Annotated in this window: 22 protein-coding genes; 17 read left to right on the forward strand and 5 right to left on the reverse strand. The window is 55.3% G+C overall.

All coding sequences use genetic code 11. The annotated features are described in order from the left end of the window. Nucleotides 1-18: 18 nt before the first annotated feature. Entirely contained in the window at nt 19-1,080 is a 1,062-nt protein-coding gene (locus tag PAG01S_RS15045; RefSeq protein ID WP_010252250.1) for an ABC transporter substrate-binding protein, read from the reverse strand. Between the two features lie 206 nt (nt 1,081-1,286). Here PAG01S_RS15045 and PAG01S_RS15050 point away from each other — a divergent pair, with 206 nt between their 5' ends. The 4 genes from PAG01S_RS15050 (at nt 1,287) to ubiA (ending at nt 3,970) form a co-directional block, all read left to right on the forward strand. Next, on the forward strand, nt 1,287-1,994 hold the full coding sequence (locus PAG01S_RS15050) for a UTRA domain-containing protein (protein ID WP_010672207.1): 708 nt from the start codon (nt 1,287-1,289) through the stop codon (nt 1,992-1,994). A 71-nt stretch (nt 1,995-2,065) separates the two neighbouring features. Beyond that, the gene (gene psiE / locus PAG01S_RS15055) at nt 2,066-2,476 is read left to right on the forward strand and encodes a phosphate-starvation-inducible protein PsiE (protein ID WP_010252246.1); all 411 of its coding nucleotides are present in this window, start codon (nt 2,066-2,068) and stop codon (nt 2,474-2,476) included. Between the two features lie 86 nt (nt 2,477-2,562). Further along, on the forward strand, nt 2,563-3,075 hold the full coding sequence (gene ubiC / locus PAG01S_RS15060) for a chorismate lyase (protein ID WP_062759334.1): 513 nt from the start codon (nt 2,563-2,565) through the stop codon (nt 3,073-3,075). Nucleotides 3,076-3,085: 10 nt separating this feature from the next. Next, the gene (ubiA, locus tag PAG01S_RS15065; protein ID WP_022625214.1) at nt 3,086-3,970 is read left to right on the forward strand and encodes a 4-hydroxybenzoate octaprenyltransferase; all 885 of its coding nucleotides are present in this window, start codon (nt 3,086-3,088) and stop codon (nt 3,968-3,970) included. 283 nt (nt 3,971-4,253) lie between these two features. Here the strand turns inward: ubiA and plsB are convergent, their stop codons facing one another. Further along, nucleotides 4,254-6,677, reverse strand: a complete 2,424-nt coding sequence (plsB, locus tag PAG01S_RS15070; protein ID WP_062759335.1) for a glycerol-3-phosphate 1-O-acyltransferase PlsB — start codon at nt 6,675-6,677, stop codon at nt 4,254-4,256. Nucleotides 6,678-6,805: 128 nt separating this feature from the next. Between plsB and PAG01S_RS15075 the strand changes: the two genes are divergently transcribed. The 4 genes from PAG01S_RS15075 to PAG01S_RS15090 all read left to right on the forward strand — a co-directional run bounded on the left by PAG01S_RS15075 (nt 6,806) and on the right by PAG01S_RS15090 (nt 9,697). After that, on the forward strand, nt 6,806-7,174 hold the full coding sequence (locus PAG01S_RS15075) for a diacylglycerol kinase (RefSeq protein WP_010252234.1): 369 nt from the start codon (nt 6,806-6,808) through the stop codon (nt 7,172-7,174). Between the two features lie 105 nt (nt 7,175-7,279). After that, nucleotides 7,280-7,894 (forward strand): transcriptional repressor LexA, encoded by a 615-nt coding sequence (gene lexA, locus PAG01S_RS15080; RefSeq protein ID WP_010252231.1) that lies wholly within the window; start codon nt 7,280-7,282, stop codon nt 7,892-7,894. Between the two features lie 100 nt (nt 7,895-7,994). Then, complete coding sequence (dinF, locus tag PAG01S_RS15085) at nt 7,995-9,317, forward strand: MATE family efflux transporter DinF (protein ID WP_010672211.1); 1,323 nt, start codon at nt 7,995-7,997, stop codon at nt 9,315-9,317. A 167-nt stretch (nt 9,318-9,484) separates the two neighbouring features. Beyond that, nucleotides 9,485-9,697 (forward strand): CsbD family protein, encoded by a 213-nt coding sequence (locus PAG01S_RS15090; RefSeq protein ID WP_010672212.1) that lies wholly within the window; start codon nt 9,485-9,487, stop codon nt 9,695-9,697. Nucleotides 9,698-9,770: 73 nt separating this feature from the next. On the opposite strand, the gene zur is transcribed toward PAG01S_RS15090, so the two are convergent. Beyond that, nucleotides 9,771-10,292, reverse strand: coding sequence for a zinc uptake transcriptional repressor Zur (gene zur, locus PAG01S_RS15095; RefSeq protein ID WP_010252202.1), 522 nt, complete (start codon nt 10,290-10,292; stop codon nt 9,771-9,773). 451 nt (nt 10,293-10,743) lie between these two features. On the opposite strand from zur, the gene PAG01S_RS15100 reads away from it, so the two are divergent. The 3 genes from PAG01S_RS15100 (at nt 10,744) to pspG (ending at nt 13,541) form a co-directional block, all read left to right on the forward strand. After that, nucleotides 10,744-11,994 carry a conjugal transfer protein TraF gene (locus PAG01S_RS15100; RefSeq protein ID WP_062759336.1) on the forward strand — a complete coding sequence of 417 codons (1,251 nt, stop codon included), beginning with the start codon at nt 10,744-10,746 and terminating at the stop codon, nt 11,992-11,994. A gap of 107 nt (nt 11,995-12,101) precedes the next feature. Further along, nucleotides 12,102-13,094: a tRNA dihydrouridine(20/20a) synthase DusA gene (gene dusA / locus PAG01S_RS15105; protein ID WP_033770835.1), complete on the forward strand. Its 993-nt coding sequence runs from the start codon at nt 12,102-12,104 to the stop codon at nt 13,092-13,094. Between the two features lie 180 nt (nt 13,095-13,274). Further along, nucleotides 13,275-13,541 (forward strand): envelope stress response protein PspG, encoded by a 267-nt coding sequence (pspG, locus tag PAG01S_RS15110; protein WP_010252199.1) that lies wholly within the window; start codon nt 13,275-13,277, stop codon nt 13,539-13,541. Between the two features lie 210 nt (nt 13,542-13,751). Here pspG and PAG01S_RS15115 read toward each other — a convergent pair whose 3' ends face one another. Then, nucleotides 13,752-14,735, reverse strand: a complete 984-nt coding sequence (locus PAG01S_RS15115) for a quinone oxidoreductase (protein WP_010252198.1) — start codon at nt 14,733-14,735, stop codon at nt 13,752-13,754. A 96-nt stretch (nt 14,736-14,831) separates the two neighbouring features. On the opposite strand from PAG01S_RS15115, the gene dnaB reads away from it, so the two are divergent. From dnaB to PAG01S_RS15145, 6 genes are all read left to right on the forward strand, one after another. Further along, nucleotides 14,832-16,238: a replicative DNA helicase gene (gene dnaB, locus PAG01S_RS15120; protein WP_010252197.1), complete on the forward strand. Its 1,407-nt coding sequence runs from the start codon at nt 14,832-14,834 to the stop codon at nt 16,236-16,238. A 129-nt stretch (nt 16,239-16,367) separates the two neighbouring features. Continuing rightward, the gene (locus tag PAG01S_RS15125) at nt 16,368-16,847 is read left to right on the forward strand and encodes an Lrp/AsnC family transcriptional regulator (protein ID WP_010252196.1); all 480 of its coding nucleotides are present in this window, start codon (nt 16,368-16,370) and stop codon (nt 16,845-16,847) included. A gap of 240 nt (nt 16,848-17,087) precedes the next feature. Then, nucleotides 17,088-17,702: a YitT family protein gene (locus tag PAG01S_RS15130; RefSeq protein ID WP_010672216.1), complete on the forward strand. Its 615-nt coding sequence runs from the start codon at nt 17,088-17,090 to the stop codon at nt 17,700-17,702. A 40-nt stretch (nt 17,703-17,742) separates the two neighbouring features. After that, nucleotides 17,743-18,936 (forward strand): amino acid aminotransferase, encoded by a 1,194-nt coding sequence (locus tag PAG01S_RS15135; protein WP_010252191.1) that lies wholly within the window; start codon nt 17,743-17,745, stop codon nt 18,934-18,936. 123 nt (nt 18,937-19,059) lie between these two features. Next, a complete protein-coding gene (locus tag PAG01S_RS15140; protein ID WP_010252188.1) occupies nt 19,060-19,479 on the forward strand; it encodes a secondary thiamine-phosphate synthase enzyme YjbQ in 420 nt (139 codons plus the stop codon). Beyond that, entirely contained in the window at nt 19,479-19,802 is a 324-nt protein-coding gene (locus PAG01S_RS15145; protein ID WP_010252186.1) for an MmcQ/YjbR family DNA-binding protein, read from the forward strand. Before PAG01S_RS15140 ends, PAG01S_RS15145 begins: the two co-directional genes overlap by 1 nt. Nucleotides 19,803-19,854: 52 nt before the next feature. On the opposite strand, the gene PAG01S_RS15150 is transcribed toward PAG01S_RS15145, so the two are convergent. Then, nucleotides 19,855-20,919, reverse strand: coding sequence for an NAD(P)-dependent alcohol dehydrogenase (locus PAG01S_RS15150; RefSeq protein ID WP_010252184.1), 1,065 nt, complete (start codon nt 20,917-20,919; stop codon nt 19,855-19,857). Nucleotides 20,920-21,017 lie beyond the last annotated feature (98 nt).

A 21,017-nucleotide genomic window follows, 5' to 3' on the forward strand; every position in this document is an offset into this window, starting at 1 on the left:
CGTTCTCCCTGCCGCGAATTACTGCTGCATGTTGATGATGACGTTTTCCTGCCACAGGCGTGGCAGCATTTTCGACGATTTATCCCAGGCAGCCTGATCCTTCACCGGACGGGCATTTTTATATTCAGATTGCGGCAGCAGGCGAGCCTGAACGTCCGCTGGCAGCGTCAGATGCTCGGCACGAATCGGACGGGCATAGCCCTTCGCCAGATTGATCTGTCCCTGGTCTGAGAAGATATATTCGCGCGTCAGTTTTGCGGCGTTAGGGTGTTTCGCATATTTGTTGATGACGGTGGTGTAGCCGGAGGTCACGGAGCCATCAGACGGGATAACCACTTCGTAGCGGTTTTTGTCGATCTGGTCCCGGTAGTTAAGGGCGTTAAAGTCCCACACCACCGCCATCTGCACTTCGCCTTTTTCGATATTGGCAATCACCGGATCGGTAACGCCAAGACGACCCTGTTTAGCCAGATCGGCAAAGAAAGCCAGCGCCGGTTTCAGGTTCTTCTCATCGCCGCCTAAGGCGTAGTTTGCCGCCAGTACGCCGTTAGCCGCCTGAGCTGCCACGCCGACGTCACCGATAGTAACCACATACTTACCTTTTTTCAGATCGGCCCAGCTATGGGGGATATCTTTAACCTGCTGCTTGTCGATCAGAAAGGCGATGGTGCCGGTATAGGCCAGCGCCCAGTGGCCATCTTTATCTTTAGCCCAGGCCGGAATCTGATCCCAGTGAGTGGGTTTATAGGGCTGGGTCACACCTTTAGCGACAGCGATCGGGCCAAAGGCGGCACCCACGTCACCGATGTCAGCGCTGGCGTTCTCTTTTTCTGCATCGAATTTCGCCAGCTCCTGCGCCGATGACATATCGGTATCGCTGTGCTTAAGGCCATATTTGCTGCTGATGTCGTTCCAGGTATCTTTCCAGTTAGCCCAGCTATCCGGCATCCCGACGCTGTTGACCTGGCCTTCACTGCGTGCCGCTTTTTCCAGTGCGGCAAGGTCGTTATCGGCGGCCTGCGCAACGGGCAGGGTGAGCACTACAGCACTGGCTACTACAGAGGCGATAAACGCTTTCATCTCAGTTGCTCCGGGTGTAAGTTGATGGGCCTGGCTGGTCTAGTCCAGCAAGAACCGAGCCAATGTAGCCCCTGTATATGAACGATTTATGACAGGGCGGCGCTGTGCGGGGGATGGGCGATGAAAGATGTGACCCGTTCGCCTGTCACAGGCGCGTTTACCTGAACAGTAAGAGTGCGGAGTCGCACCAAAATGAGGCTACTGTTGTGGAGTCGATAGCACTCAAAACGGCGGATGCGATCGCCAGCGTCCTGCTGACGCGCATTCAGGCCGGAGAGTTCAGCGCCGGGCGACTGCCGGCGGAGCGTGCCTTAAGCGAAGCATTCAGCACGACCCGGATTACCCTGCGGGAAGCACTGGGCAAGCTGGAAGCCCAGGGAATGATCTACCGGGAACTGCGTCGCGGCTGGTTTATCGCACCGCCGCGGCTGATCTATAACCCGCTGCATCACAGCCACTTTCATGCCATGGCAATGGAGCAGGGACGGCAGGCGGCCACCGAGGTCATCGCCGCCGAACAGGTCGCGGCGCACGACAGCGTGGCGACGGCGCTGCGGCTGGCATCCGGTTCGGCGGTGTACTGCATCCGCCGTTTGCGGCGCATCGACGGGCGTGCGGTGCTCTATGTTGAACACTACCTCAATCCGCGTTTTTTCCCTGGTCTGCTTGATGAAGATTTGACCCGCTCACTGACCGATCTCTATGACCAGCGCTACGGCATTCGTTACGGCGGCGCGCGCTTCACCATCCTGCCCGGCCCGCTGCCGGAGGTCGCCGCACCCATGCTGAATGTGGCACCGGGCAGCCCTGGTTTGTTGATCACCCGCATCAATCGCAACCAGCAAAAAGAGGTGATTGATTGCGACTGTGAATACTGGCGTTACGATGCGCTCTGTGTTGATGTGGAGGCCTGAGGAGTTATTGTGATTTGCGTCACACTCGCGCATGATACCGCGCGCTAACAACTCCTTTTTTAAGGCGCAACATGAGTGACAAAAATCCTTTGGCCCGCCACCTTGCAACGGTACTGCAATGGGTGCTGAATCTGGGTCTGCTGAGTCTGGCGATCATCCTGATCGTCTTTTTAGGCAAAGAAACTATCCATCTGGCAAACGTGCTGTTTAACACCAGCGAGCAGTCATCCTCCTATCTGTTGATTGAGGGGATTGTCATTTATTTCCTCTACTTCGAATTTATTGCGTTGATTGTTAAGTACTTTCAGTCGGGATATCACTTTCCGCTGCGCTATTTTGTCTATATCGGTATCACGGCAATTATCCGCCTGATTATCGTCGACCATAAAAACCCCTTCGATACGCTCTGTTACTCTGCGGCGATTCTGATTCTGGTAATCACTCTGTGGCTGGCAAACAGCAACCGCCTGAAACGCGAGTAATCTCCCTGCCGTCTGTCATGACGGCAGGTGTTCGCATCGCGTCTCTGCGCTAAACTAGCGTCCTGAAAATTATTGGGAGTGGTGCTATGTCGCAAGACGCGCTCAGCTTATTACGTGCACTCAACTGGCTTTCTCCGTCGCAGGCAACCCTTGCGCCGCCATTGCTCGACTGGCTGATGGAGGAAGATTCAATGACGCGCCGTTTTGAACAACATTGCCAGCGGGTCACGGTTCAGCCGCTGCGTGAAGGCTTTATCGACGCCAGCGAGTTGGATGATGAAAAGGGCTTGTTGCCAGACGATCAACGCTTCTGGCTGCGCGAAGTGTTGCTGTTCGGCGACGATCAGCCCTGGCTGGCTGGCCGTACGCTGGTGCCGGAAAGCACCCTCAACGGGCCAGAAGCGATGCTGCAGCAGCTGGGCACCCGGCCGCTGGGTCGCTATCTCTTCTCCTCTTCAACGCTGACCCGTGATTTTATTGAGCCGGGGCAGGTGGAGCGATTGTGGGGACGGCGCTCACGCCTGCGTCTCTCTGGCAAACCGCTGCTGCTGACTGAACTGTTTTTACCGGCATCGCCGCTCTATCGCGATCTGGTCTGAGGATCCTGTGGTGCAAAATAGCTTAAGTATAAATAAATGGCGGGCCTACACGCGCCTGATGCGTATCGATAAGCCGATCGGTACGCTGCTGCTGATGTGGCCAACGCTCTGGGCATTATGGCTGGCTGACATGGCGATCCCGCCGCTGCCGGTGCTGGCGGTGTTTGTTGCCGGGGTCATCGTGATGCGTGCAGCTGGTTGTGTGATCAATGACTACGCCGATCGCAAAGTAGACGGTCATGTCGAACGCACGAAGCATCGGCCACTGGCCAGCGGCGCGGTGAGTGCAAAAGAGGCTAAGCTGCTGTTCGTGATCCTGGCTCTGGCGGCTTTTGCGCTGGTGCTGACCATGAACATGATGACGATTATGCTCTCAGTGGTGGGGCTGGCGCTGGCCTGGGTCTATCCCTTTATGAAGCGTTATACCCACCTGCCGCAGGTAGTGCTGGGTGCCGCCTTTGGCTGGGCCATTCCCATGGCATGGTCCGCAGTTAGTGAGTCCTTACCTCTGGTCTGCTGGCTGGTATTCATCGCCAACATCTGCTGGACGGTCGCCTATGACACCCAGTATGCGATGGTGGACCGGGATGATGACCTGAAGATTGGCGTGAAGTCGACCGCGATTCTCTTTGGCCGTTTCGACAAGCTAATCATTGGTCTGCTGCAATTGGCGACGCTGCTGCTGATGGCGCTGGTTGGCCTCATGCTGCATCTGAACAGCGCCTTCTACTGGACGCTATTACTGGCCGCCGCGCTGTTTGTTTATCAACAGAAGCTGATCGCCGGACGCGAGCGGCAACCCTGTTTCCAGGCTTTTCTCAATAACAACTATGTCGGAATGGTGCTGTTCCTCGGTGTACTGATGAACACCCCGCCGTTCAGCCAGCTGTTCTGATAGAGAGTTTCCAGACATAAAAAGGCGATCCGGGAGGTCGCGAAACCTGATGAGGATGAATCTGGCAGCAATGGATGAGCTCAACGCGCAGGGAACATGGGCAGAAGAGGAAAGCGTCCCGCGGCAGGGACGGCGCGGGCCGAGCAGTCAGGGATGACGCTTTTGCGTCTTTCCGATCTGACCATGTTCCCTGAGCAGGCACCGTCTTACAGCGAATCGGACCAGACCTGGCCTATAAAAAAGGCGACCTCATGAGGTCGCCTTTTTACTGTGCGCGCTGGGGTCAGTCGTGCGCCACAGCGGTTTCAATCGTCATGCGGACATCGCTGGTGACCAGGTCTGCCAGCATATGCCAGGTCGCCAGGGTCTGCGCAACATCGGCATCACCGCTGTCGCTGATATACCCTTCATCGCGCAGGGTCAGGACCAGTGAGGTAAAGACCGCTTTGTCGAAGAATTCCGGGGCATTGATACCGTGCAGCACCGACAGACGCTGTGCCAGCGTCCGGCTCTCTTTCTCCAGCGTGCCGCGGTTAATCGTCGGCTTGGCGCTGAGAATGGAGAACGTAATAGCATAGCGCTGCAGTGTTTCACGCACACCGGCGGCCAGCAGTTGCAGCGTGCGATAGCGCGCTGAGGAAAAGCGCAATTCGCCGGCTTCGAGCGTAATCAGGCCCTGACGCGCCAGCTCCTGACTCAGTTCGGTCAGCAGTTGTGGCAGCTCATCGGTCTGCCAGCGCAGGAACAGCTCACTCTTCAGCATCGGGTAGATCAGGCTCACCTGACGCAGCAGTTCTGCTTCGCTCAGTGTCTGATGTTGCTGAACAATGGCGGCAATCAGCGACGGCATCACCAGCATGTGATGAATATTGTTGCGATAGTAGGTCATCAGCACCGCCTGCTCACGCGGCAGAATGATGATGTCGCCAATGCTGTCCTTTTCACTCTCAAACTTATTCATACCCATGGCGTGATCCAGCAGCGCTTCCGCTGAAAGATCGGGTACGGTCGCATTTGGCGAGTAAGGCACGTTGCGCAGCAACTGGGTGTAGCACTCCAGTTGTTCAATCAGCTGTTCACGGGTTAGTGAGCGCTGACGTGACGCCAGCAGGGCGGTGACACAGAGGTTCATGGCGTTAGCCGCGCCCGCTTCATTGATACGCACCATCAGGCTGGCAGCAATATCGTTGACGGTTGGGGTTAACCAGCTGGGACGCTGTGGCTCAATCGGATCGATGGCATCGCGCCATTCCGGCACCCGCTTATTGATATAGTTGACCAGCGGCAGGGGTTCGCCAAAGTTCACGTAACCCTGACCGAGATTGCGCAGCTTGCGTAAGCCGCGCACCATCTGCATGAAGCCCTCTTTCTCTTTCGCCGCGCCGCGCAGCTCTTTAGCGTAAGTGCCCACTTCCATCACGTGCTCATAGCCGATATAGATCGGCACCAGCGTGATGGGGCGATTTCCGCCGCGCAGCATCGCCTGCAGCGTCATGGCTAAGGTGCCCGTTTTAGGGTCCAGCAGGCGACCGGTTCGTGAACGGCCTCCTTCGACAAAGTACTCAACCGAATAGCCGCGGGTGAATAGCTCGCCGAGATATTCGCGGAATACCGTGGCGTAGAGCTTGTTGCCTTTAAAGGTACGACGAATAAAGAAAGCGCCCAGGCGACGGAAAATCGGGCCGGCTGGCCAGAAGTTGAGATTGATACCGGCTGCGATGTGCGGCGGCACCAGACCCTGATGATAGAGCACATAGGAGAGCAGCAGATAATCCATGTGGCTGCGATGGCACGGCACATAGACAATCTCGTGGCCATCCTGCGCCAGCTGGCGAACTTTTTCTCCGCCATTGACGTTGATGCCCTGATAGAGCCGACTCCAGAGCCAGCCCATCACGCGGTCAGTTACGCGGATGGCTTCATAGGAGAAGTTTGCCGCAATCTCCTCCATCATCTCGACGGCATTCTGCTGCGCTTTCTCATGGGAGATTTTTTTGCTACGAGCTTCATCTTCTACTGCTTTTTCAATCGCTTTGGATTGCAGCAGACGAGTAAACAGATCCTGACGCGCCGGCAAGCGCGGGCCAATCGCCGCCAGCCGCTGGCGGGCAAAATGAATGCGCGCCACGCGAGCCAGCTTCTGGGCGATCGACTGATCCGTACCGTGTTCAGTTGCCATGCGGCGCAGCGACACCGTCGGCGAGAAGCGGACAAAACTGTCGCGCCCGTGCCAGATCACCGCAAAGAACTTCTGCACCCCGTTCAGCACCCGCAGGTGTGGCGTTGCTTCGCCCTGGACTTCACGTCCTGGTGCGCGGCCAAACATCACCGTGACCGGCAGCATCTGAATATCCAGCTTAGGGTTATTGCGATGCAGGTCCAGGTAATCGTGAAAAATTTTCACGGATTCAACGCTGGGCACAAAATAGGGGAAGACGCGAGGGCCATTGTGGATAAAGACGTGGCGCGGCAGCAGAGAACCATCAATCTCCAGCGGAGTGAGCGGGTCGGGCAGATGATGCCGCAGACACTGTGCGCGTAAAGTCAGTAAGTCGGCCTTCGAATCGTAAGGCAAAACATACATAATAGGTCGGGTCGGATCCAGACCATGTTCAGACACGGGATCGGCCGGAATGGCCTTACTTTTTACCAAAAACGACAGTGGTAAATTAAGCAATTTGTAATAGAGTTTACGCCAACCTGACATAGACAACATGAAGCCTCTTGTTAGCAAAGCGCCGCAAGCATACCAGAAAGCGCAGCGAAGATCTGTGGTGGTGCCAATTGCACGCAGCCCAGACATTGACGTCAATCCGATGAAAGGGTTCCCACATCATGGCAAATAATGCCACCGGACTTATCAGAATAGTAAAAGCTGCAGGTTACTCATGGCAGGGACTGCGTGCCGCCTGGCAACATGAAGCGGCGTTTCGGCAGGAAGCGCTGGCTGCGCTGGCCGCTATTGTTATCGCGTGCTGGCTGGATGTCGATGTGGTCTCCCGCATCCTCATGATTGGGGCGGTGGTGCTGGTGGTCATTGTTGAAATCCTCAATAGCGCCATTGAAGCAGTGGTCGACCGCATCGGTCAGGAGCATCATCCGCTGGCGGGCCGGGCAAAAGACATGGGCTCGGCGGCGGTGCTGATCAGCATCTTACTGGCACTCTTCGTCTGGATCGCGCTGCTCTGGACACATTTGCGATAAGCCTTCCATAACGCGTCTGAGGGCGCGTTTTCCCTGACAATCGGTTTCCATTTCACCAATACCTGTATATACTCACAGCGACTGTATAAACAACCAGGGGGCGGGATGAAAGCATTAACCAGCAGGCAGCAGCAGGTCTATGACCTGATTCGCGACCATATTTCTTCAACGGGCATGCCGCCTACGCGTGCCGAGATCGCCGCGCAGCTGGGCTTCCGTTCGCCGAACGCGGCAGAAGAGCATCTGAAAGCGCTGGCGCGCAAAGGCGTCATCGAGATCGTTTCCGGTGCATCGCGCGGCATTCGACTGTTAATGGAAGAAGAAGCCTCAGAAGGGCTACCGCTGATTGGCCGGGTTGCTGCCGGTGAGCCGATCATGGCGCAGGAACATATCGAAACCCACTACAAGGTCGATCCGGGCCTGTTTAAGCCGTCTGCTGACTTCCTGCTGCGCGTCAGCGGAATGTCGATGAAAGATATCGGGATTATGGATGGCGACCTGCTCGCGGTGCATAAAACCCAGGATGTGCGTAACGGCCAGGTTGTGGTTGCCCGCATTGATGATGAAGTCACCGTTAAGCGCTGGAAAAAGCAGGGTGCTATCGTGCATCTGCTGCCGGAAAACAGCGATTTTGACCCGATTGTTGTCGATACCCGTGCGCAGTCACTGACCATAGAAGGTCTGGCTGTTGGCGTGGTGCGCAACGGCGAGTGGCTCTGATTCTTCTGCCAGCGTGCATTCGCCTTCTCTGATGCTATTCTGTCTGCCCTAATTTTGTCGCTGCCTCTTTTGCGCAGCGACACTGAGCACGGAACGGCGAATGCGCTTTATTACGGCAACCGATAAAAATCTCTGGCGGCTTGCGCTGCCGATGATCCTTTCAAATATCACCGTTCCCTTACTGGGAGTGGTCGATACTGCAGTAATTGGTCATCTCGACAGCCCTGTCTATCTTGGCGGGGTTGCGGTCGGGACTACAGTGACCAGCTTCCTCTTTATGCTGCTGCTTTTCCTTCGAATGAGTACCACTGGCCTTACGGCGCAGGCATTTGGCGCTGGCGATAAAATGGCGCTGGCACGCGCGCTGACTCAGCCGCTGATCATTGCGCTGCTGGCGGGCGTACTGTTCATCGCTTTGCGTTATCCGATTATTCAGCTGTCGACCCATCTGGTTGGCGGCAATCCCGATGTACTCGAACAGGCGGCACTGTTTATTCAGATTCGCTGGCTCAGTGCGCCTGCCACGCTGGCAAACCTGGTCATTCTGGGCTGGCTGCTGGGCGTGCAGTATGCACGCGCGCCGGTGATCCTGCTGGTGGTGGGCAACCTGGTTAACATCGTGCTCGATCTCTGGCTGGTGATGGGGCTGCACTGGGGTGTCGCGGGGGCGGCAACCGCCACGGCGCTGGCGGAATACATTACGCTGGTTGTCGGCAGCATCATGGTCTGGCGGGTGTTAAAACTGCGCGGAATTACGCTTAGCCTGCTGAAGCAGAGCTGGCGCGGTGACAGCGGCCGGCTGCTGCGACTGAACCGGGACATCATGCTGCGCTCTCTGATGCTGCAGCTCTGTTTCGCCTCGCTGACCGTACTGGGTGCCCGGCTGGGTCCGGATGTGGTGGCGGTTAACGCAGTATTACTGATGTTCATCACTTTTACGGCTTACGCGCTGGATGGCTTTGCCTATGCGGTTGAAGCTTTTGCGGGTGAGGCGCATGGTGCAAAAGATGGCAGCAAGCTCCTGCGCGTCTGGCACTCTGCCTGTCGGCAGGCGGTAGTGGTGGCGCTGTTCTTCTCGCTGATCTATGCCATTTTTGGCCCGCAGATCGTTACCCTGCTGACCTCTCTTCAGTCACTCCAGCAGACAGCGGACCGCTATCTGGTCTGGCAGATGATAATGCCGCTGATCGGCGTCTGGTGTTATCTGCTGGATGGCATGTTCATCGGAGCGACGCGCGGGCGTGAGATGCGTAACAGCATGGTAGTTGCCGCAGCAGGCTATTTTCTGACGCTGCTTAGCGTACCGGTGCTGGGTAACCATGGTCTTTGGCTGGCAGTCACGGTTTTCCTGGCGCTGCGCGGCCTGTCGCTGTGGCTCATCTGGCGTAAGCACTGGCGTCAGAACAGCTGGTTCGATGCCTGAGTCAGCCGTGGCTGCACGCAAGCCGATACGGATTATTCTGTATTATTCCACGGTTAATAAATTGGCTACTACAATTAACTCTATGCAGCGCAGTTAACCAGCGCTTTGTATCGTTATTTTGTTAAGTAGCAAGATAATCATTAAAACCCGAGGGTTGGAGGTCTGCCATGAATAAAGACGAAGCAAGCGGCAACTGGAAGCAGTTCAAAGGCAAAATGAAAGAGAAATGGGGCAAGCTGACCGACGATGATATGCAGGTTATCGAAGGTAAACGCGATCAGCTGGTCGGCAAAATCCAGGAGCGTTACGGCTCTACCAAAGATGAAGCCGAGCGCGAAGTAACCGCCTGGGAAGGTCAGAACAAAGATCACCGCTGGTAATCAGACAATAGCTTGATAATCAGCTGAATGCGTTCCGGTGGGCCCTCACCGGAACCGCACAAGGATGTGCCGATTACCCGCGTTTCCCCCGCTTTTTACCCTCATCCTGATGGTCATGCTCGCAGCTTTCATGGTGCGTACAGGCTTCAACCGCAGCACAATTTTCACATAAACCATGCGCTTCAATCACGCTGTGGCGTAATGCAAACTGCGCTTCACCTGCCAGACCAGCAATAATCTTCTCTACGCCCTGCGCCTGCTTCTCTGTAACGGCGGCACAGCGGTCACAGACCAGCATCACCGATGTATGTGCTGGTGCCTCAAAATGGTGACACATGACGTAGCTGTTGTTGGATTCCACCCGATGAATGAAACCCTGCTCCAGCAGGAAATCGAGCGCCCGGTAAACCGTGGGTGGCTTGGCCTGTGGCTCGCTGACCCGGAGTTGATCCAGCAGATCGTAGGCGCTGATCGAGCCAGGCTGCTCGGCCATCAGGCGCAACACTTCAGCACGCTGCGAAGTCAGACGCACACCGCGCTGCAGGCACATCTTTTCGGCCTGAATCAAAATTTGCTGCGACGTCATGTTTGTCATGAAAATTCTCCGCTGGATAAGTGATGTTATTTTATCACACATAGTTTCGCGGCGCTGAGGTTGGTTTTCGTCTGAAAAAAACAGCATCATTTGCCTGATAAAGCAGCACATTCAGAATTTAAGCCGTCTTCTATCTCAAATCTGACGACAAATCAGATCCATTCTGAATCCACCTGAAGCGGAATTTGTTGGCATTTTGCTTTGCATCTCACTGAGTTAAGAAGTAATGTTCAGAAAGACTTAAGAAAAGTCTGGCATTATTTGAAATATCCCAATGCAGTTTGAACAATTACAACGGTTTTTTGATTGGAAAACGTCCAATCCTTTGAATTAAGACACTGTTTCCTTTGAATTCACAGCAATAACGCGTTAGCCAGGGTTCACAATAGGGCTAACAAACTATTCAGTCATTGAATGTTTCAATGACAATTTCTCAGGTGATGGCAGGCAAATGGTGAAAAAATCCGCTCAACGTTCAGCGCTAATCTACACAGCTGTAACGACCGCGCTTTTCCTTTCTTCTTCCGCCATGGCGGCAGGGACCTGGTATGATGCACGTAATGACGCCATGGGCGGCACCGGCGTAGCATCTTCTCTTTATGGCTCCGCAGTGCTGGCGAACCCGGCATTAATGACGCGCGCCAAACCCGACGATAGCGTCAGCATTATTTTCCCTTCAGCCGGTATTCAGGTGACCGACAAAGATCATCTGATCGACAAAGTGGATGACATCACCGATACCGTTGATCGCTACCGCGACGTGCTCAGTAATTTAACCTTCGCTGATTATCTGCGTGGCTATCCTGAAGTGCGCGCCGCCTCAGGCGATGTCGCCAACCAGCTAAATGATTTACGCGGCAACAAAGCGGACGGTAACGCCGGGGTTGCCCTGGCCGTCACTATCCCTGACGAGACGCTGCCTTTCGCCTTTATCACCAAAGCCTATGGCTCAGCACACGTGCGTGCCAATGTGGTCCAGAGCGATATCGACTATCTGCGCGGTGTGGCTAACGGCACAGTGCTTCCTCGTCCTGGCGATCAAAATAACCTGCGCTCCAGCGCGAATGGCTTAGCGGCGCTGGTCACCGATTATGGTGTTGCGGTGGCGCATGAGTTCACCATCGCTGGTCAGCCAGTATCGGTAGGCGTCACACCGAAAGTGCAGAAAACCTGGCTCTATAACTACACCGCCAGCATTTACAACTACGACAAAAGTGACATCAATAACAGCCAGTATCGCAGCACTGACACCGGCTTTAACGTTGATGCCGGCCTGGCGACCACCTTTGCTGAAAACTGGACGCTGGGTGTAACCGGACAGAACCTGGTTTCACGCGATCTGCAGACCAAAGAGGTCAATGGTTTCCGCGACACCTACCAGATCCGCCCGCTGGTCACCACCGGTCTGGCCTGGGATAAAGGTCCGTTTACCGTGACGGGCGATGTGGATCTGACTGAAACCAAACGCTTCAAAACTCAGGATAACAGCCAGTATGCGGCAGTGGGCGCGGAATACCGCGTACTTGACTGGCTGCAGCTGCGTGCAGGTTATCGTGCGGACATGCGTTCTAACGACGAAAATGTCGCTACGGCCGGTTTTGGTCTGTCACCGTTTAACAAAGCCGTACATCTGGATCTGGCGGGCTCTGTAGGTGCTAACAACACCTGGGGCGCGATGATGCAGCTGGGCTTTAACTTCTAAGCGCGTTAATCAGACTGTTCGGGGGCGGGCGATGCACTATCGCCCGCCCTTGTGTTATCCTTGCACAGAATTCCATCACCCCTTAATTACCGGATTGTCTGCGCTTCATGCCTAATTTCTCTTCGCAACGTTTCTCTATCGCCCCTATGCTCGACTGGACCGATCGTCACTGTCGCTATTTTCATCGCCAGCTGACCGGTGACACGCTGCTCTACACCGAAATGGTGACCACGGGCGCAATCATTCATGGCAAAGGGGATTACCTGGCTTACAGTGAGGCTGAGCATCCGGTCGCGTTGCAGCTTGGCGGTAGCGATCCGGCGGCACTGGCGCAGTGCGCGAAGCTGGCAGAGCAGCGCGGCTACGATGAAGTGAATCTTAATGTCGGCTGTCCCTCTGATCGGGTGCAGAATGGCCGTTTCGGCGCCTGCCTGATGGCCGAGGCGAATCTGGTCGCAGATGCCGTTAAAGCGATGCGCGACGTGGTTTCAATTCCGGTCACGGTGAAAACCCGCATTGGTATCGATGAGCTGGACAGCTATGAATTCCTGACCGATTTTATCGGCACGGTGGCGGGACGCGGTGAGTGTGAGACATTTATCATTCATGCGCGTAAAGCCTGGCTCTCCGGCCTCAGCCCGAAAGAGAACCGCGAGATTCCACCGCTGGATTATCCCCGCGTCTATCAGCTGAAACGCGATTTTCCGCAACTGACCATTGCCCTCAATGGCGGCGTGAAAACGCTGGAAGAGGTACTGACCCATCTGCAACACCTTGACGGCGTGATGATGGGACGTGAAGCCTACCAAAACCCCGGCATTCTGGCGCAGGTCGATCAGACATTGTTTGGTCGTCAGCATCCGGCGGCGAACCCGGTTGAAGTGGTGCGCGCCATGTATCCCTATATTGAAGCGGAACTGGCAAAGGGGACGTATCTGGGACATGTCACGCGCCATATGCTGGGTCTGTTCCAGGGAATTCCGGGCGCCCGCCAGTGGCGACGCCACCTGAGTGAAAATGCCCACAAACCCGGTGCCGATGTTCGTGTGCTGGAAGCGGCGCTGGCGCTGGTCGCCGATAAAATCCCGCAGGAAGCCTGACGCCTCATCTGAACCCGAAAAAACCAGCTCTGAATGCTGGTTTTTTTTACGCCACTATGTGGTTTTTCTCACCAGGTTGCGCTCTTCTGTATATCTCTTATCAGCAGAAAATCAATGAGTTAACTATTGGCACGTTTTTTGTAATAACTATAACAATCGGAATCAAAAAGGAGCGCTGACGTGGAAATTTTATTCGTATTAGGGTTTTTCCTGATGCTGTTGCTGACCGGCGTTTCGCTGTTAGGCGTGCTGGCGGCACTGGTGGTCGCAACCATCGTGATGTTTGTCGGTGGACTGTTTGCAATTGTTATTAAAGTGTTGCCGTGGCTGGTGCTGGCGGTGATTGCGGTCTGGCTGCATCGTGCCTTTTTTGGCGACAGCGATGAGCGAGCACGTCGTAAGCTGCGGCGTAAGATCAACAGGTTAGACCGCAAAGGCTGGCGCTAAATGCGGTGAAGATCACAGTGTGAGAGATTGGTCAGGGCTGATTTGCAATTAAACATATTTTTTACTTATGTTTTCTGGCAGGATGCCTGTCGTCAAATCGATGTGCCATCGACTCGACACGAATTCATCGCCGCTGTCCCTACACCAGCGCGAACAAAAAATAAAAAAAGAGAAGGGCTTCCCGCGGGAGGCCCTTTTTGTTGCTCACTACTATGGAATTAAGAGACAGGATCCCTGCGTGGCGCGGCTCTCCAGCATCTGGTGCGCTTTGCTGGCCTCTTTCAGCGCAAACTTCTGCTGCTCCGGCACATCAACTTTAATTGCGCCACTCGCCAGCAGCGAGAAAAGCTCGGCACTGGCGGTTTCCAGCTCCTGGCGGTTGGTGATATAGCCAAACAGTGAAGGGCGGGTCACAAACAGCGAGCCTTTCTTATTCAGAATGCCGAGATCAATCCCGGTCACCGGACCCGAAGCATTGCCAAAACTGACCATCAGCCCATGACGGCGCAATGAGTCCAGCGATGCTTCCCAGGTATCTTTGCCCACGGAGTCATAAACTACGCCCACTTTTTTCCCGTCGGTCAGTTCGCTGACGCGTTGCGCAATATTCTCTTCGCGGTAGTTAATCGTCGCCCAGGCGCCGGCCTTCTTCGCCATCGCTGCCTTTTCTGCTGACCCAACCGTTCCAATCAAATGGGCACCCAGCGCTTTTGCCCACTGACAGGCAATTAACCCGACGCCGCCCGCTGCGGCATGAAACAGGAAGGTCTCACCAGCGCTGATTTTATAGGTCTGGCGCAGCAGATATTGTGTGGTCAGCCCTTTCAGGTAGCTGGCTGCGCCCTGCTCAAAGCTGATCGCCTCCGGGAGATGCATCAGGCGATCTTCCGCCACGTTGTGCACTTCGCTATAGGCCCCCATCGACGCCAGACAGTAGACCACGCGATCGCCGGGCTTAAATAATGTCACGCCACGTCCAACCCGCGACACCACGCCTGCGGCTTCTGTACCCAGGCCAGAGGGAAAAGCGGCGACCGGATAAAGCCCGCTGCGAACATAGGTATCGATGTAATTAATCCCGATAGCGCGATGTTCTACCTGCACTTCATGTTCGGCCGGGTCAGCAGGTTCAAAATCTGTCCACTCTAAAACGTCCGGGCCGCCATGTGCGCTGAACTGAATACGCTTTGCCATTCTGACTCCTGTGATTGTTTCATCATGAGGGTGAGGCACGCACCCCAACTAAGGTATACTTGCGCGTCCCCACAGAAGATCGGTAATGCATTCACTATGGCAGGAAATAAACCCACCAACAAATCGAACGAAACGCAGGATCGCCAGCTCGCAGGCGTGAAAATGCCCCCGCATTCGCTGGAAGCGGAGCAGTCGGTGCTCGGTGGGTTAATGCTGGATAACGAGCGCTGGGACAATGTCTCTGAGCGCGTCGTCGCGAATGACTTTTTCAACCGCTCGCATCGGCTGATTTTTTCAGAGATGCAGCGGCTGCTGGAAAACAGCAAGCCCATTGACCTGATTACGCTCTCCGAATCGCTGGAAACCCGTGGCGAGCTGGAGATGGCGGGCGGCTTCGCCTATCTGGCGGAACTGGCGAAAAACACCCCGAGCGCGGCGAACATCGGCGCCTATGCTGACATCGTGCGCGAACGTGCGGTGGTGCGTGAGATGATCGCCGTCGCTAACCAGATTGCCGATGCCGGTTATGATCCGCAGGGGCGTAACAGCGAAGAGCTGCTCGACTTCGCGGAGTCGAACGTCTTTAAAATTGCGGAAGCGCGCGCGGATAAGGATGCTGGCCCGAAAAACATCGAGCAGATTCTGGAATCGACCGTTTCCCGTATCGAATCGCTCTATCAGACACCGCACGATGGCGTCACCGGCGTCGATACCGGCTATCAGGATCTGAATAAAAAGACCGCGGGCCTGCAGGGTTCTGATCTGATTATTGTTGCAGCACGTCCTTCGATGGGTAAAACCACCTTTGCGATGAACCTGTGCGAAAACGCCGCCATGCTGCAGGAAAAACCGGTGCTGATCTTCAGTCTGGAGATGCCCAGCGAGCAGATCATGATGCGTATGCTGGCGTCACTCTCCCGCGTCGATCAGACCCGCATCCGTACCGGGCAGCTGGATGATGAGGACTGGGCGCGTATTTCCGGCACCATGGGCATCCTGCTGGAGAAGAAGAACATGTACATTGATGACTCTTCCGGCCTGACGCCCACCGAAGTGCGTTCACGCGCCCGACGCATCTACCGTGAAAACGGTGGATTAAGCATGATCATGATCGACTATCTGCAGCTGATGCGCGTGCCGTCGCTGTCGGACAACCGTACGCTGGAAATTGCTGAGATCTCCCGCTCGCTGAAAGCGCTGGCCAAAGAGCTGAACGTGCCGGTTGTAGCGCTGTCGCAGCTTAACCGCTCGCTGGAGCAGCGAGCCGATAAACGTCCGGTCAACTCGGATCTGCGTGAATCGGGCTCGATCGAGCAGGATGCGGATTTGATCATGTTTATCTATCGCGATGAGGTTTACCACGAAAACAGCGATCTTAAAGGGATCGCGGAGATCATTCTGGGTAAACAGCGTAACGGCCCGATCGGTACGGTACGCCTGACCTTTAACGGTCAGTGGTCACGCTTCGACAACTACGCTGGCCCGCAATACGACGACGAATAATCCCCGGTTTGTGCTGTCATGCACGATCTGTGCATGACAGCCCCCATCATCACAAAATAGTGTTGGACAACCTCTCGGGTTATCGGGTTATCTGTAACAAAGCGACGCCCATCACGCTGTGGAAACGGAATGACTCACGTAGACGATTACGACCTTAAAATCCTGACTTTATTACAATCCAACGGCCGTCTGACCAATCAGGAACTCAGCGATCTGGTCGGCCTTTCTGCCTCACAATGTTCCCGCCGTCGTATCAATCTGGAACAGGCTAATCTGATCCTGGGTTATCATGCCCGGCTGTCGCCCGATGCCATCGGGCTTGGGATGGTGGGATTGATTGAGGTGCGTTTAATTAACCACACCGCAGAATATGTTGAGAGCTTTCACCGGATGGTGGAGCAGGAACAGGCGATCGTGGATGCCTATAAAACCACCGGCGATGCGGACTATCTGCTTAAAGTGGCGGTGGCCGATCTCAATTCCCTTAGTGCGTTAATCAGCCAGTTAGTCGCGGGCCACCAGAGCGTTTCCCATGTGAAAACCTCGGTAGTGCTGGGACGCATGAAAGAGAACGGGCTGATGATGCTGCCTGAGCAGAAGACGCGCTAAAAAGGTGCGCGCTGTGCGCTTTTGGTGCACACTTGCGGCAATTAATGCGAAGAGCGCGCATAGAGTCGGACTTTAACGCATAGGTTGACGGTATCAGCCGGAATTTATGCACAAAGTTCTTTTTTAAAGCGCCTTAGATATCAATGGGATATCGCTGGCACCCGGTTTACAGCAGTTCAGTGCTGTGGCGATGGTGCGTTTTTTGCATCGAAACCGCATCATTTGCACTGAGAAAACCCCATGGATAACATCGCAGAACCCTCCCGCGTCCCACATTCGCGCATTGAAGATGCGCTGGCGATGGTGCTTGGCACCCTGATGGTCTCGTTCGGCGTCATTATGCTGAAACAGGCGGGAGCGCTGACCGGCAGCACCGCAGGCATCGCCTTTCTGATCAGCTACCTGTCGCCGCTTTCGTTCGGCAGCGCGTTCTTCCTGATCAACATCCCTTTTTACTGGCTGGCGGTAAAACGCATGGGCTGGGAATTTACGCTGAAAACCTTCTGCGCCGTCGGTCTGGTGTCGCTGTTCACCCAGCTGCACCCGCTGTTCGTCCACTTTTCTGACCTTAACCCCTTCTATGCGACACTGTTCGGTAACGTCATCATGGGAATCGGGTTTATAGTGTTATTTCGTCATAAGGCGAGCCTGGGCGGCATCAATATTCTGGCGCTGTGGCTACAGGATCGCTTTGGGATCCGCGCGGGGAAACTGCAAATGGTGGTCGATACCTGCGTCGTGCTGGCGTCACTCTTTGTGGTGAGTGGCCCCATCCTGCTCGCGTCGATTGCGGGTGCGGTGATCCTGAATCTGATTATTGCAATGAACCACCGTCCGGGACGCTATCGGGTTTAATCCGCATCTTCCCTCTGGACCAATCATGGAGACCTACACCGTGTTTCAAAACGTTGATGCCTATGCTGGCGATCCGATTCTGTCGTTGATGGAAGCCTTCAAACAAGACCCACGCGAACACAAAGTTAACCTGAGTATCGGCCTCTATTACGACGAAAAGGGCATCATCCCGCAGCTGAAGGCTGTAGCCGCTGCCGAAGAGCAGATCTATGCTGAGCCGCATCAGGCATCGCTCTATCTGCCAATGGAAGGGCTGAACAGCTACCGTAGTGCGATTGCACCGCTGCTGTTTGGTGCCGATCATCCGGTGTTAAACGCGGGCCGTATCGCCTCTATTCAGACGCTGGGCGGTTCTGGCGCGCTGAAAGTGGGCGCGGATTTCCTTAAGCGCTACTTCCCGCAGTCTGCGGTCTGGGTGAGCGATCCGACCTGGGAAAACCACGTCGCGATTTTTAATGGTGCAGGTTTTGAGGTAAATACCTATCCCTGGTATGACGCAGAGACCCACGGCGTGCGGTTTGATGCCTTTATCAGCACCCTGAAAACCCTGCCAGCGCAGAGCGTCGTGCTGCTGCATCCCTGCTGTCATAACCCGACCGGTGCTGACCTGACCGATGCGCAGTGGGATCAGACCGTTGAGGTGCTGAAAGCACAGCAGCTGATTCCATTCCTGGATATCGCCTATCAGGGCTTTGGTGCCGGCATGCAGCAGGATGCCTATGCGCTGCGTGCAGTCGCGGCGGCGGGCCTGCCAGCCCTGGTGAGCAACTCCTTTTCCAAAATTTTCTCGCTCTATGGCGAGCGCGTGGGCGGTCTCTCTATCGTCTGTGACAGCGCCGAAGAGTCAGCGCGTGTGCTGGGCCAGTTAAAAGCCACGGTTCGCCGCAACTACTCCAGCCCGCCGAATTTCGGTGCGCAGGTTGTCGCGCGCGTACTCAACGATGACGAGTTGAAAGCCAGCTGGCTGGCTGAAGTGGAAGCGATGCGCTTACGCATTCTGGACATGCGTCAGTCGCTGGTGGACGTGCTGAGCACTGCACTGCCAGGTAAAAACTTCGACTACCTGCTGAAGCAGCGTGGCATGTTCAGCTACACCGGCCTGAGTGCGCAGCAGGTCGATCGTCTGCGCAACGAATTTGGCATCTATCTGGTGGGCAGCGGCCGCATGTGTGTGGCCGGTCTGAACAGCAAAAATGTGCATCAGGTGGCTGAAGCGTTTGCCGCCGTGATGTAACTCTGCCGCCAGGCTGTAAAAAAAACCGTCAGGGTACTCTCTGGCGGTTTTTTTATGGGTCAGGGTTTACCTTTCGGCGACATGCTGCACACTTAAACGGGGTAACCGTTTCAGGAATAAGCTATGTGGCATCAACAAACTATTACGCTGAGCGCGAAGCCGCGCGGGTTTCATCTGGTCACCGATGAGATCGTGAACTCGCTCTCCGGACTGCGTGATATCAAAACCGGTCTGCTGCATCTGCTGTTGCAGCACACTTCGGCGTCGTTAACCTTAAATGAGAATTGCGACCCGACGGTGCGCAGCGACATGGAGCAGCATTTCATGCGGCACGTGCCGGAGAATGCGCCTTATCAGCACGACTACGAAGGGCGTGATGATATGCCGGCGCACATCAAATCGTCGATCTTAGGGGTTTCGTTGTTATTACCGGTTCAGCGGGGACGTCTGGTGCTGGGCACCTGGCAGGGTATCTGGCTGGGCGAGCATCGCATTGAGGGCGGTGCCAGGCGGATTGTCGCCACTTTACAAGGGGAATCGTAATGAATAACTCAGACTTACTGACCTATTGCATGAGCAAGCCGGGCGCGGAGCAGAGCGTCCACAGTGACTGGAAAGCCACGCAGATTAAAAGCAACGGCGTGCTGTTTGCGATGGTACATGAGGCGAAAGGGCGGCCAGCGGTCTCGCTGAAATCGACGCCTGCGCTGGCCGAATTACTGCGCGAAGAGCATAGCGATATTATTCCCAGCGAGCATCTGAACAAGTCACACTGGAGCACGCTGTTCCTGGACGGTTCGCTGAAAGATTCGCAGATCTACTATCTGGTCGATGCCTCATTCCAGCAGGTTGCAACGGCCCGCTAAACGGCAATAAAAAACCCTCTTACCTGAGCAAGAGGGTTTCAGAGGCAGCGGGTTACGCGGCAGGCTGCTCGCGCAGGGTATTGATGTCGATAACGAAGCGGTATTTCACATCGCTTTTCAGCATGCGCTCATAGGCTTCATTGATCTGGTCCATCGCGATCAGTTCAATGTCTGACGTAATGCCGTGCTCACCACAGAAATCGAGCATCTCCTGGGTCTCTGCGATGCCGCCAATCAGTGAACCGGCGATGCTGCGACGCTTGAAGATCAGGTTAAATACCTGCGGTGCCGGGTGATCGTGCTCCGGTGCACCCACCAGCGTCATGTTGCCATCCAGCTTCAGCAGGGTGATGAAGGGGTTGAGATCGTGCTGAGCGGCCACGGTATTCAGAATGAAGTCGAAGCTGTTGGCGTGCTGCGCCATCTGCTCCGCATCTTTGGAGATCACGACTTCATCGGCACCCAGACGTTTGCCATCTTCAATTTTGGAAGGCGAGGTGGTGAACAGCACCACATGTGCGCCCATGGCATGGGCGATTTTCACGCCCATATGGCCCAGGCCGCCTAAGCCTACAATACCCACTTTCTTGCCCGGGCCGACATTCCAGTGGCGCAGCGGCGAGTAAGTGGTGATACCGGCACACAGCAGCGGTGCCACGCCCGCCAGCTCGAGGTTCTCGGGAATGCGCAGCACAAAGCTCTCATCAACCACCATCGACGTTGAGTAACCGCCGTAAGTAATGGCGCCGGTTTCACGATCTTCACCGTTATAGGTGCCAACAAAGCCGTTTTCACAATACTGCTCCAGACCCTGCTGACAGCTCGGACAGCTGCGGCACGAATCGACCATGCAGCCTACGCCGACCAGATCGCCGACTTTGTATTTCTGCGTCTGCGGGCCAACGGCCGTGACGCGACCGACAATTTCATGGCCCGGAACCACGGGAAAAATGGTGTTTTTCCACTCATTACGGGCCTGATGCAGGTCTGAGTGGCAAACGCCACAGAACAGCACCTCAAGCTGAACGTCATGGGCGCGCAGCTCACGCGGCTTAAAATCGAACGGTGCCAGTTTGGATTTTGCATCCTGAGCAGCATACGCATGCGTAATATTCATGGTGTCTCCAGTTTCGATGTGTCGTGAGTGTTATTCGATGAAGTGCAGCAGCGTTGATGTGCTGCGAAAACAGGGCGACGCCAGGGGCGTGCCAAAGA

Source organism: Pantoea agglomerans NBRC 102470 (assembly GCF_001598475.1).
Lineage (GTDB): Bacteria > Pseudomonadota > Gammaproteobacteria > Enterobacterales > Enterobacteriaceae > Pantoea > Pantoea agglomerans.